The sequence below is a fragment of the Pseudomonas sp. Root569 genome, from assembly GCF_001427465.1.
Lineage (GTDB): Bacteria > Pseudomonadota > Gammaproteobacteria > Pseudomonadales > Pseudomonadaceae > Aquipseudomonas > Aquipseudomonas synxantha.
In genome coordinates this window covers 105,639-117,893 of sequence record NZ_LMGQ01000011.1, presented here as the reverse complement: position 1 = coordinate 117,893, position 12,255 = coordinate 105,639, and the positions used below count along the sequence as shown (strand labels likewise).

13 protein-coding genes and 1 pseudogene are annotated in these 12,255 nt (G+C 58.1%); 9 read left to right on the top strand and 5 right to left on the bottom strand.

Annotated elements, in window-relative coordinates:
• Positions 1 to 30 precede the first annotated feature (30 nt).
• The 5 genes and pseudogenes from ASD70_RS11425 to yfcF all read left to right on the top strand — a co-directional run bounded on the left by ASD70_RS11425 (position 31) and on the right by yfcF (position 4,262).
• A complete protein-coding gene (locus ASD70_RS11425) occupies positions 31 to 1,173 on the top strand; it encodes an MFS transporter (RefSeq protein WP_056846470.1) in 1,143 nt (380 codons plus the stop codon).
• 1 nt (position 1,174) lies between these two features.
• Positions 1,175 to 2,041, top strand: coding sequence for an HpcH/HpaI aldolase/citrate lyase family protein (locus ASD70_RS11420; protein ID WP_056846469.1), 867 nt, complete (start codon positions 1,175 to 1,177; stop codon positions 2,039 to 2,041).
• Complete coding sequence (locus ASD70_RS11415) at positions 2,038 to 2,550, top strand: MaoC family dehydratase (protein WP_056846468.1); 513 nt, start codon at positions 2,038 to 2,040, stop codon at positions 2,548 to 2,550. Before ASD70_RS11420 ends, ASD70_RS11415 begins: the two co-directional genes overlap by 4 nt.
• Before the next feature lie 21 nt (positions 2,551 to 2,571).
• Positions 2,572 to 3,495 carry an ornithine cyclodeaminase family protein gene (locus tag ASD70_RS11410; RefSeq protein WP_056846467.1) on the top strand — a complete coding sequence of 308 codons (924 nt, stop codon included), beginning with the start codon at positions 2,572 to 2,574 and terminating at the stop codon, positions 3,493 to 3,495.
• 141 nt (positions 3,496 to 3,636) lie between these two features.
• Positions 3,637 to 4,262, top strand: a pseudogene (gene yfcF, locus ASD70_RS11405) (glutathione transferase).
• Here yfcF and ASD70_RS11400 read toward each other — a convergent pair.
• Positions 4,221 to 4,505, bottom strand: coding sequence for a hypothetical protein (locus ASD70_RS11400; RefSeq protein WP_046072273.1), 285 nt, complete (start codon positions 4,503 to 4,505; stop codon positions 4,221 to 4,223). The pseudogene yfcF and the gene ASD70_RS11400 overlap by 42 nt on opposite strands.
• A 137-nt stretch (positions 4,506 to 4,642) precedes the next feature.
• Here ASD70_RS11400 and ASD70_RS11395 point away from each other — a divergent pair, with 137 nt between their 5' ends.
• Entirely contained in the window at positions 4,643 to 5,287 is a 645-nt protein-coding gene (locus ASD70_RS11395) for a hypothetical protein (RefSeq protein ID WP_046072274.1), read from the top strand.
• 45 nt (positions 5,288 to 5,332) lie between these two features.
• Complete coding sequence (locus tag ASD70_RS11390; RefSeq protein WP_043050565.1) at positions 5,333 to 5,674, top strand: hypothetical protein; 342 nt, start codon at positions 5,333 to 5,335, stop codon at positions 5,672 to 5,674.
• A gap of 27 nt (positions 5,675 to 5,701) precedes the next feature.
• On the opposite strand, the gene ASD70_RS11385 is transcribed toward ASD70_RS11390, so the two are convergent.
• The gene (locus ASD70_RS11385; protein ID WP_056846466.1) at positions 5,702 to 6,448 is read right to left on the bottom strand and encodes a creatininase family protein; all 747 of its coding nucleotides are present in this window, start codon (positions 6,446 to 6,448) and stop codon (positions 5,702 to 5,704) included.
• A 30-nt stretch (positions 6,449 to 6,478) separates the two neighbouring features.
• Entirely contained in the window at positions 6,479 to 7,207 is a 729-nt protein-coding gene (locus tag ASD70_RS11380; RefSeq protein ID WP_046072276.1) for a murein L,D-transpeptidase catalytic domain family protein, read from the bottom strand.
• A 40-nt stretch (positions 7,208 to 7,247) separates the two neighbouring features.
• On the opposite strand from ASD70_RS11380, the gene ASD70_RS11375 reads away from it, so the two are divergent.
• A complete protein-coding gene (locus ASD70_RS11375) occupies positions 7,248 to 8,849 on the top strand; it encodes a L,D-transpeptidase family protein (RefSeq protein WP_046072277.1) in 1,602 nt (533 codons plus the stop codon).
• 73 nt (positions 8,850 to 8,922) lie between these two features.
• Here the strand turns inward: ASD70_RS11375 and ASD70_RS11370 are convergent, their stop codons facing one another.
• A complete protein-coding gene (locus ASD70_RS11370) occupies positions 8,923 to 10,314 on the bottom strand; it encodes a sensor histidine kinase (protein ID WP_046072278.1) in 1,392 nt (463 codons plus the stop codon).
• A complete protein-coding gene (locus tag ASD70_RS11365) occupies positions 10,292 to 10,975 on the bottom strand; it encodes a response regulator transcription factor (protein WP_005787712.1) in 684 nt (227 codons plus the stop codon). Before ASD70_RS11365 ends, ASD70_RS11370 begins: the two co-directional genes overlap by 23 nt.
• 328 nt (positions 10,976 to 11,303) lie before the next feature.
• Here ASD70_RS11365 and ASD70_RS11360 point away from each other — a divergent pair, with 328 nt between their 5' ends.
• Complete coding sequence (locus tag ASD70_RS11360) at positions 11,304 to 12,209, top strand: hypothetical protein (protein ID WP_056846465.1); 906 nt, start codon at positions 11,304 to 11,306, stop codon at positions 12,207 to 12,209.
• The last annotated feature ends 46 nt before the right edge of the window (positions 12,210 to 12,255 follow it).

Genomic DNA, 12,255 nt, shown 5'->3' with positions numbered 1-12,255 from the left:
GGAGAATGTAAAGTGCAGCCAAGTACAAGGATGCTGATGTTAGCCTGCAGTACGACAATGATGGCGCAATCGGGCGTGACTCTCTACTTACCGGCCATGCCTTATATTGCTACAGCGCTGAGTATGAGTGAGGCTGAAGGGTACAATTCCCTGCTGATGTATTTGGGTGGCGCTGTGGCTCCAATTATACTGGCTGCCCCAATTATTCGAATGTTTGGCCGTTCAGCCGTTCTACTAGGGTTTTGCGGCCTGTTTTTTAGCGCAAGTCTTTTGTCCGCATGGGCGTGTGACGACACGAGTTTCTACCTTTCCAGGCTGCTTCAGGGCTTTGGAGCTGGCGGCGCTGCTTTGATCGCGCGGGCCTTGTTGTCTGAAACCTTTTCGGGGGCGCGCTTGGCGAGAAGTTTGTCACTATTGTCCTATGCCTTTGTTTTTGCATTGATGGTAGGGCAAGTCGCAGGTGGCTCCTTGGTTGCATTTTTTCGCTGGGAAGCGGTTGCCGTTGTCATGGCCTTTGGTGCGTTTGTCTCGGCTGCCTTGGTGTTACCTGCAAGGCAAGCATTGTCTGAACTTGATACCGACAGCAGGCGGCGGGTAAGAGGCTCAGGTTACGCCTGCCTAAGCCAGCCCTCGTTTTATATGCCCGTCTTAGTCGGTGGGTGTGGCTACGGAGTGTTTGTCGTATATCAGGGTGTGGGCGTTTATGTCTTTGATCGGCTTCTGGGGTGGGGGAGCACTCAATACGGGATGTTGGGCGTATGGCTGGGGTTGGCTTACTTCCTCGGGGCGCTGACGGCAAGGCGTGCACTGAAATCGATGAGCGTTCATGCGCTCTCAATGGTGGGCGTCAGTGTGCTGGCTGTCGCGATCGTGCTGTTTTTATTAACGACCTTGAAGTACATGGATCGACACAGTGCGATCGCAGCGTATTTTGCAGTGTGGTATGCCCAGGCGCTGATGTATCCCTGCGTTGCGTCTATGGCGGTAAAAAAATACCCAGGTATAGAGTCAATGATGCTGTTTAGTTTTTTACAGCAGTTGGTCGCACTATTGTTTGGAGCGTTGGCGTCACTGGCCATTCCTTTTGGAATGCACATTGTGGCACTGCTGGCCCTTGGTCTAGGGAGCTTGGGTGTGGTGGTGATGATTCTACTGTCAATAAAAAGGATTTGATATGGATAGGCTGGCTAGAAGTTGGTTGTGTATCCCTGCCTTAAAGGATGGGCTTGAAGAGAAGATTGCCCAGTCTGTGGCGGATATCGTGCTGTTAGACTTGGAAGATTCCATACCCGAAAGCAAGAAACAGGTCGCCCGCGAAAGGCTTTTATCGTTCGAGAGTGACATCTGGCGCCAGTACGATCTCGCCATCAGGGTGAATGCGCTATCCAGGCCGGAAGGTGTCAGGGATTTGGTGTTTTTAATGGATAACAATATTGTTCCCAAGTACTTGGTCATTCCCAAGGTGGAGTCTCCCGGTGAATTACGCATCCTGGGTGAGTTGATATCGGTTACCGGCGCGCATACGAAGATCTTTGGAATTGTTGAAACGTTAAAAGGCTTGCGCGGCATTGATGCAATTATTAATGACTCCGTTAGCCTGTGCGGTGTGATTTTGGGCAGCGCAGATTTATCCGCTGAAATCAGCTTTCGTATTTCTAAAACTGCACTGATGCAAATAAAGTGTGAGGTGGCGCTGGCGGCGCTGAGTGCAGGCTTGAAAGTGATTGATACGCCTTGCTTTAACTTGAGTTGTAAAAAGCAACTGGCGGATGAAATTGAGTCGGCCAAGGCGCTCGGGTATTCGGGGAAAATTGCAATTCATCCTGCGCAGGTTGGATTGATCAATACATTGTTTTCGCCTACGCAAGAAGAACTGAGAAAGGCCAACGCTATTATTGCCAGTCTGAACGCGTCCGAGTTGCCTACTGCTATAGCCTCTGTCGGTGGTGAGATGGTTGGGCCGCCCTTCGAGCATTTGGCGAAAAAGCTGCTTGCCACTCATCAACTGGTGTTGCGCAAAGATAATAAGGGGGTTGTATGAGTGTCGAGGGTTATCACTATAAAGCATTAAGCAAGTTGGTTGAGATTTCGCCTGGGCGTTATCGCGAGGATCATGGGCTCAGTTTTGCTGATTTTGAGATAGGCGATGTTTATGAACACAGGCCAGGGCGAACAATTACGGAAACGGACAATATGTGGATGTCCTTGGTCTGTATGAATGATCACCCGCTGCACATTAATTCGGAATATGCAGGGGGCACGGAATTTGGTGCTGTTCTGGTGTCCAGTCTTGTCACATTTTCGATAGTGGGAGGGATGAGCTTAGCCAGCACTAGTAACAAAGGCATTGCAAACCTTGGGTGGGATAAGGTGCGGCTTTTGGCGCCGGTATTTGTGGGGGAGACGATCTATGCCGAAAGCGAGGTCATTGCGAAACGCCGTTCTGAAAGCAGGCCTGGGCAAGGGATTGTTACGGTAAAGACCAAAGGGGTGAAGGCTTCAGGAGAGATATTCCTGTCCTGTGAGCGTAGTTTTTTAATTGAGATCTAATCGCCATGCCAAGAGGTCGATATGGACGTTCTGACTGATACGGCTATACATCATGTGCTCAGTATGAGTGAGGCCATTAGTGCATTGTACGCAGGTTATACCTGCTATGACGGGGCGGATCATAATCCGCCTCGGACTTTGCTAAGAGTAGGTGAGCAAGGCGCCACATTTGGTATAATGCCTTACTATTCCATGCGCGATAATTTATTTATCGTAAAGGTGGTTTCCCATCATGTGTTTAATAGGCGCAGAGGACGCAAGTCCATTAATGGGCTTATTGTCGTTCAAGATGGCGCAACGGGGGAGGTGAAAGCGCAACTTGACGCCGCCACTATTACCGCACTGCGCACGGGAGCCACTGCGGGGCTCGCGACCGATCTGCTGGCCCGCAAGAACTCGAAAACACTTGCTGTTATTGGCACCGGAGACCAGGCCGCCGCCGCGCTTGATGCGGTGTTATGCGTAAGAGATATCGGACGCGTGGCTGTGTATTCCCGTAGTAAGGACAATGTAGGGAACTTTATCGATCATGCGACTGAAAAGTATGGGCGCCGCGTGGTATTCCATGGTTGCGAGGATGCACGCGCCGCGCTTTGTGGTGCTGACATAGTGTGTACCGCTACAACCTGTGCTGAGCCGCTATTTTCTGCAGATGATGTTGCGCAGGGCGTGCATGTGAACGCCATAGGCAAGCACACCCCAGTGTCTCGTGAGTTTCCACTTGAGCTTGTGCCCCGCTCGATACTGCTGGTTGAGGATAGAGAGGCGGCTATCAGAGAAGCGGGAGGTTATCACCGTCATGCGATTTCGATTCCTGAAATGCTTCAGGCAGAACAAGGTGAGTACCAAAGCCAGACCACCATCTTTTCTTCGGTGGGCACGGCTTTCCAAGATGCATGCATCTGTGTGGCTATTTTGAAAAAACTACAGCTCTTGAAGACGTAGGTCATATAGGTTGCTCGTCCCTGAATATCAACGAGTAGCCATAAGCCGCTATTCCCGCCAGGAATACCCCCATAAAACCCCGGCATTGTCTTTCTTGGCCCGGATCTCGTAGCGTGATGATTCATCCTTGGAGATCGCCCCATGAGCCAACGCCCGCTGCGCCTCTACGTTGATTCGCTGTTTACCAGCCCTTACGCCATGTCGGTATACGTTACCCTGCGGGAAAAAGGCCTGGCATTCGAAACCGGAACCTCGATGCCGGGCAGCACCAGACAGCAGATTTCACCCTGCGCTCCCTGACCCAGCGAGTGCCGACCCTGGAGGAGGGTGACTTCGCACTATCGGAGTCTTCGGCGATCACGGAATACCTGGAGCAGGCCTACCCCGGGGCCCGTGTTTACCCAACTGATCTGCAGCAGCGAGCGAGGGCGCGGCAGGTTCAGGCGTGGCTGCGCAGCGATTTGCTGCCGATTCGCCAGGAACGTTCGACGCTGGTGGTGTTCTACGGGCAGAAGATGCCGCCTTTATCGCCGGTGGCTCAGGCCGCTGCGGGCAAGCTGATCACTGCTGCTCAGGCACTTCTGGCAGGCAACCCTAAGTATTTGTTTGGCGAATGGTCGATTGCCGATGTGGACCTGGCGGTGATGCTTAATCGCCTGGTCCTCAACGGCGACGCTGTACCGACCGAGCTGATGGTGTACGCGCAGCGCCAGTGGCAACGGCCGTCAGTGCAGGAGTGGGTCAACCTGCAACGGCCGGTGCTCTAGCTGCCACTCTTCCTCGACACGTCGGTCGAGCTCCTCCCAGTGGGCCATGCCCAGCACCCGTGTGGTGTTCAAGCCCCGCAGGTAGCCGCGTAGTTGTTGGGCGCTAGCCGAGCGTTGTTCAGCATCGGCGCTTGGGTCCAGCAGCACGTTTTCATAATCGACCAGGTAATCGGCGACCCGCTCGCGAAACTCCGGCAGTACGGCTTCGCGGATGCGGTCGAAGGTTTTCTGGTAGGGCTTCATGGCGGGGTCCTTATAGATTTTATCGGCTGCCTGACACTATCGGTTCAAATGATAGTCACCATCAAGGATCACAAGTTCTGTTTTTTCGCCAATCGCGCAGAATCTGCACATCGAAACGCGGCTCAAGGAAATGCGCGATGAGGACAATTATCCAGTTTGCACTAATGGCCCTGATGCTGGGCACGGCGGCCATGACCACCCCGGCGATTGCCGATGAACTGCGTACAGGCCATTTGCTGCCACTTGCCGCTAGCGTAGACTCCCTGCAGCGCGCCCAGTCAGTGGGAGTGTTGTTCAGCGAAAACACTCGCGAGAACCTCAATTACCTTGAGCGCTACCACGCCATGGCGCTGAACGGCGCCAAGGACGCGTTGGATGGGCGGATTCGCGAGGCGTTCGTCAACAGCTCCGATCCGGAACTGGCCATCGACTGGTTGATGAATTCGCTACAGGGCACTTTTGTCTCGGTGACGGTCTACAGCAGCCTGGATGCCCTGGTGCGGGCACATCCGGACGTGGTGGTGGTGCTCGATGCCCATAACCAATTGCTGACCCAGCGTAACGACCGGGTCGAGGCGCGCTTTGCCGCACGCTTCTATGACGCGAACCTGCAGTACATCGCCAAGGCTGAGGGCTCGGTGGGCAAGCAAGTACCGTCGGTGTGGGTGCACGACAAGGCGGCGCCTGAAATTGCCGCGCTGATCGAGCAACAACGCGATGTCCAGCAAGACGCCCTGAAGCAATTCGACGTATCGCTCAAGGCCCTGGTTCGCGCAGGTTGACCCGCGAATGGATGTAAATTCTATTGGTTATTTTCAGGAATCTGTATGCGCTCTTTTTTTGCCCCGGCCCTGGCCTTCGCTGCTTTGTCGCTGACCGGATGTATCACTGCCCCGAATGCTCCCTCACTGACCCTGCAAACCGCCAAGACCCCTGAAGGCTATGTGCAGTGCGTATTGCCCAAGCTGGAAAAACACGGCATCACCTCGACCGTGACGCAGAACTCGCGCCACGCCAAGGTGTTGTTGACCAGCAAGATTGCTGCCGATGATGTGCTGGAGGCCTACAAGTCCCAGGACGGCACCAAGGTGTTCCTATATGAGCGCAAACCGCTGGCCTCGGCGATCAAGCCGTCGCGGCTTGAGCAGGCGGCCCAGGACTGCAAGTAAGCCCCCACATTTGGACCAGCATTCGGCTCAGGGTGTGGCTTCGTTACTGAAACTATCGACCGTTTTGATCAACCCCTGCGCCGCCAACGCTACCAGCTCGCCGCCTTTCTCCACCGTCGCCAGCGCCGGGTCCGAGCCCATGCGCCCATCGGGGAAGCGTGCGCGGAAGTCCAGGGCTTCGCGGATCGGGCCGGTGTTGGCAATTTGCGGCGAGTACTCGGCCGACTTGATCGACTGCGGGTACGCCCACTGTGTCACCGCAATCTCCGACGGCGTGGCGTGGCTGCCGTGGCCGACCGGGAATTGGCGGTGGGCCAAGTCCGTTACGCCTTCCAGGTCCCACCAATTGACCAGCTTCAGTGCGAACCCAGCCGGGCGGCGGGCGAAGCTGGCTTCGGCGTACAGCTCGGAAAACGCTGCTTCGATTGTGGCGATATTGCCGCCGTGGCCGTTCAAAAACAGGATCTTCTCGAAACCATGCCCGGCCAGCGAGCGCACCCAGTCGCCAATCGCGGCGATAAAGGTGGAAGGGCGCAGGGAGATGGTGCCGGGGAAGCCCAGGTGATGTTGGGCCATGCCGATATTGAAGGTCGGGCCGATGAGGATGTCGGCGTTTTTCTGTGCCTCATGGGCGATGATCTCCGGGCACATCCAGTCAGTGCCCAGCAGGCCGGTGGGGCCGTGTTGTTCGTTGGAGCCGATGGGAATCACCACCGTGCGACTGCGTTCCAGAAACTGCCCGATTTCGATCCAGGTGGAGGTGTGTAGAAGCATGCGACGCTCTCTTTTATCTGTGGGGACAGGCTATCCGCCACGGATTGTACGACTACTCGCCACCTGTTGGGGTTTGCAATTGAGGTAGGTCGAGGACTTCAACCAGCGCTGGTCCGGGTACCAGGAGAACATGAACTGCCCACCCTTGAGCTTGTCCACTACCTGGCGCGCCACCTGTGGGCGCACCGCCGGGCAACCCTGGCTGCGGCCGATGCGGCCCTCGCGCTTGCTCCACAAGGGGCTGACGTAGTCGGCGGCATGGATCACGATGGCACGGTCGCGCGCCAGGTCATTGAAGCCGGGTTCCAGGCCATCCATGCGCAGCGAGTAGCCGTGGGTGCCGAGGTAGCTTTCCTGGGTGCGGAACAAGCCGAGGCTGGACTGGTGGCTGCCCTCGAGGTTGGAGAACTGGGTGGCGAAGTTTTCCCCGGACTTGGCTCCATGGGCCACCAGGTCACGCAGCACCAGGGTCTGTTTGCGCAAATCGAAGATCCAAAGCCGACGAGCGGTCGAGGGCTGGGAGTAGTCAATAACCGCTAGGCGATCGGAACGTTCCTCGCCGTTATTGACCGCGCACTGCACCGCGCTCAAGGCGCTTTTCAGCACGGCGGGATTGAGTTCTGGAGCCGAGCGCGCCAGGCTGCTATACAAGGAAGGAGGGGGGCCATTGGCGGCGAGCGCAACATTGCTCAGTAAAGCCAGGCTCCCGGTCATCAAGCCCACGGTGGTTATTCCGAGGCGGCGCATAAAAGTCAGCATCTACAGTCGATCCCCAGGCTGTGGAGTGGAGCTCAGTCAATTGTTCAAAAAACACGCATGTTACTTGAGCATTTGCCTGCTCGTTGCACCATTGGTCGCCATGGCCGATGCACCGCCGCTAGAGCCGTTGCCGGTGACCACGCCGGCGCCGGTCGACCTGGCGCCCGTGCAACAGGCTTTGGCGCAATTGCCCAGCGTCTGCCCCCAGTTAGCCCCGCGGATCGACGCCACCGCGTTGGTGCGCCTGCAAGCCTTTTACCAACAGCAGGGCAATGCGTCGCTGTGGTCGGCCGACGAGCCCCGCAAAGCCTTGCAAACCCAGCTGCTGATGCTCGCTGACGACGGCCTGGATCCCACCCACTATAGCTTGCCCACGGTGGATGCCACGGCTAACGTGCTGTGCAGCGATATCGCGACCAGCCAGCAGTACCTGCAGGCCCTGCACGATTTGCATTACGGGCGCCTGCTGCAATCGCGCTATGAACCGCTGTGGCATTCTCAACCGCCCACAACAGACCCGAACACTCCAGTATTGGCATTTGCCGCTACCGGCTTGCAGGACATGGTCAAGGCGTTCGACCAGGCGCGCCCCAGTGCGGATTTGTATCGCAGCCTGCGCAATGCCTATTCCAACGTGCGCCAACAGCCTTTACCGCACTGGGACGCGGTGGGCAGTGGCCCGTTATTACGCCCCGGCATGGAAGATCCGCGCGTGCCGGAACTGGCGCGGCGCCTGCACAGTGGCGGTTACCTGGCCAAGTTGCCCGGCGGCAATGGCAAGCAATACCAGGGCGAATTGGTCAAGGCAGTGAAGGCGTTCCAGCTCAGCCACTCCTTGCAAGCCGACGGCGTGATCGGTGCGGGCACCGTGGCCGAGCTCAATATCAGCCCGGCCATGCGCCGCGAGCAACTGCGCATCAACCTGGAGCGTTTCCGCTGGCTGGCCCAGGACCTGGAACCCGAAGGCGTCGTGGTCAATGTGGCGGCCGCGCAACTGAGCGTATACCAGAGCGGCATCCCGGTGTGGCAAACCCGCCTGCAGGTCGGGCGCGCCGAACGCCAGACGCCGTTGCTCAAGTCGCGCATCACACGGTTGACCCTCAACCCCACCTGGACCATCCCGCCGACCATCATGCGCGAGGACAAGCTCCCGGCCATCCGTCTCAACCCTGAATACCTGCGCCAGCAAAACCTGCAGGTGCTCGACGCCGAAGGCCACCCGCTGGCGCCCGAGCAGGTTGACTGGGCGCGCCCAGGCAACATCTTGCTGCGCCAGCAGGCCGGCCCGCGTAACCCGTTGGGCAAGATCGTGATGCGTTTCCCCAACCCGTATTCTGTGTACCTGCACGACACCCCCAGCCAGCCGCTGTTTACCAAGGGGCCGCGGGCGTTCAGTTCCGGCTGTGTGCGGGTCGAGCAGCCGCTGCTGTTGCGCGACCTGCTGGTTACCCCGGCAGAACGCACCCGCACTGATGAATTGCTGGCCACTGGCGTCACCCATGAATTCAGGCTGGCAACGCCGGTGCCGGTGTTGTTGGGGTATTGGACCGTGGAGGTGGATCGCCAGGGGAGCCTGGTCTACGCGCCGGATATCTATGCATTTGATCCGGTGTTGATCAAGGCCATGGGGAGTGTGTTGTAGCGCTCAATGCCTCGGTCCCCCTGTGGGAGGGGGCTTGCCCCCTCCCACATTTGGTTCTCTGTGCCCCGACGATCTAGTCAGGTATCAACTGCTGGCGACACTCCAGCACCAGCCGGGCGCCGCCCAGTTCGCTGGTGCCGACGTCGAGCTTGAAGCCGTGCAAGTTGATGATCGCCGCCACAATCGACAACCCCAAGCCAAAACCGCCGTGCTGATCGCTTTCATCCACCCGATAAAAGCGCTGGAACACCGAAGCGCGTTCAGCTGCCGGAATTCCGGGCCCGGAGTCGAGTACTTCAATGCGCGTACTGCCCATATCATTGACCGCCCGCAGGATCACCTTGCCATTGGGCGGGGTGAACTTGATCGAGTTGCTCAACAGGTTGGCCAAGGCTTCAAACAACAGCGCGCGGTCGCCTGTCACCCATGGCAGTGATTCGGGTGCCTGTAATACCAACTCCATTTCACCCTCTTCGGCCAGGGGCAGATAGAAGTCGTGCAATTCGCGCAGCAGCGGCAGTGGGTCCAGCACTAGGAAGCCAGACCGACGCTGATGGTCTTCCAGTTCGGAAATACGTAGCAGCCCGCGAAAGCGCGCCATCAGCGTGTCGGTTTCTGCAATGGCGTCATCGAGTTTCACTGCGTGGGCGGAGTCTTCCTCGGCTTGCTGCTTGATGCGGTAAAGCTGTGCGCGCAGGCGTGTGAGTGGGGTACGCAGGTCGTGGGCGATGGCGTCGCACACACCCTTGACCTCGTTCATCAGTTTCTCGATGCGGTCGAGCATGGCGTTGACGATGGCGGCGAGCATGTCCAACTCGTCACGGCGGTTGGACAGCGGCAAGCGGTGCGTCAGGTCACCGGCGACGATGGCTTCGGCGCTGGCCTGGATCCCGCGAATCCGCCGCAGCGGGCGACGGCGCAGCAGGTGCCAGCCGGCAGCGCCAGGGATGATGGTCAACGATAGGGCCCACAGCAAGGCGTGCCAGATGATCCGGGTCACGCCGAACAGCGAACCGTTGGCGCGCACCAGCACCAGCCAGCGCCCGTCGCCGGTGCGGGTAGCCACGGCGTCGCAGCTGTCCTTGGGCAGTTTCGGGTCGTCGGATTCGACGCAATTGGCCAGCGCGTGGATCTTGCCATCCAAAGGCAGGTCGGCCGGCACCGTACGGATCGGCCCGCTCAGGGGGCGAAATTGCTCATCGAACAGACCATAGGCGTCCACGCCCTTCATGTCGAAGGTCATGCTGGTGGTCAAGGCCTCCACCAGTTCTTCGCCGTCGAAGCGCTGGAACAAATGCTGGCGCTGCAGCAGGGAGTGGCGCGACAAATCGCCCAGGTAACCTGATACCTCGTAGTACAGCACCCCCATGAGGATGCAGCTCCAGGCCACGAACAACGAACTGTACAGCGCCAACAAGCGGCTGCTGGAAGAACGCCAGCCTTTAGAGGGGTTCAGCAATGACATAACCGGAACCTCGTACCGTGCGGATCAACGGCGTAAGGCCCGGTGGGTCGATCTTTTTGCGCAGGCGACCGATGTGCACATCGATCAGGTTGGTGCCGGGGTCGAAGTGATAACCCCAGACTTCTTCGAAGATCATCATCCGCGAGAGAATCTGCCCGGTGTTGCGCATCAGGAATTCCAGCAGTTTGTATTCGGTAGGCAACAGGGTCAGCGGTTGCTCGGCACGGCTGGCTTCGCGGCTGATCAGGTTCAGTTCCAGGTCGGCCACGCGCAGGGCGGTCTCGAACTCCTTGACCGTGCTTTTGCGCCGCAGCAGCACTTCGACGCGGGCGGCCATTTCGTCGGAGGCGAACGGCTTGGTCAGGTAGTCATCGCCCCCGGCACGCAGGCCGCGTACGCGCTCGTCGACATCAGAGAGCGCGCTGATCATCAAGATCGGCGTCGACACCCCGATGGTGCGCAAGGTGGTGACGATGGCCAGGCCATCCAGTTCGGGCAACATGCGGTCGAGGGTGATCAGGTCGTAATCACCACTGACGGCACGGACCAGGCCTTCGCGGCCGTTGTCCACCCAATCTACGTCCAGTCCATGGCTACTCAGCTCGGCGACGATCTCGCGGGCCGTTACGGCGTCATCCTCGATGGTCAAAATGCGGGTCATAGGATTACCTGGTGAGCGTTCACACTAGAAGTGCGGGTATTTTGCCAAGAAGTTGCTGAATGTTTCCTAAATAAAACTTCATCTAGGCAGAGCCGTCACCTGTTCGCGACTGGCACGGATCCAATGTGGGAGGGGGCTTGCTCCCACAGGGAATGCATAACGCCCGCCTACAGCAGACAGTTCTTGCAACTTGCATGGTTTGGATAAGTTCAATCGTCCTAAGCTTTTGAAATTTAAAGATTTTAATTTTATGCGCGACTGGCATGGTGCCTGCACTGTCCCTTTTGAGACTTGTAACACTATTTTTCATGCCTGGAGCAAAACAACAATGATCACATCCTCATCCACGCTGCAAGAGTCAAGCACGCTCTCCGGGGTTTCCTGGGGGGCGATCTTCGCCGGGGCCGCTGCGGCGGCTGCCTTGTCATTAATTCTGGTGCTGCTGGGCTTCGGCCTGGGCTTTTCGGCGGTCTCGCCGTGGGCCGACAGTGGCATCAGTGCCAAGGGCCTGGGCATTTCCACGATTGTCTGGCTGGCCTTTACCCAGATTGTTGCGTCGGGCCTGGGCGGCTACATCGCCGGTCGGTTGCGGGTAAAGTGGGCCAATATGCATGGCGATGAGGTGTACTTTCGCGACACCGCCCATGGCTTCCTGGCCTGGGCAGTGGCGACACTGATCACCGCGATGTTGGTGGTCGGTTCCGTCAGCAGCGTCGTCAGCGGCGGCGTGCAAGCCGGTGCCAGTGTCGCGTCTGGCGCCGCCAGTGGCATGACCCAAGCGGCCGGCAACGCAGCACAGGGTGCCGATAGTGGTGACTTCGGCTACTACGTCGACAGCCTGTTCCGCGATGACCGCCCAGCCGCAGTCAGCGATGACGCCGCACACGCCGTGGTCGGTCGCATTTTCGCCCGCACCCTGAGCAATGACGGCCAACTTGCTGCTGAAGACCGTGCCTACCTGGCCCAACTGATCAGCCAGCGCACCAACCTCAGCCAGGCCGATGCTGAAGCGCGTATCGACAAAGTCTACGGCGATGCCCGCAAAGCCATCGAAGATGCCAAGGTAAAAGCCAAGCAAGCCGCCGACACCGCCGCGAAAGTTGCCGCCTATACCTCGCTGTGGACCTTCGTGGCGCTGTTGATCGGTGCATTCTTCGCCAGTTTCGCCGCTACCTTTGGCGGTCGCCGCCGGGATGCCGTGGTGTATGTCGAAACCGAAAACTACGTTCGTTAATTCAAGGCCCGTTCACTTAAGGAGAATATGATGCGCTCATTACTGC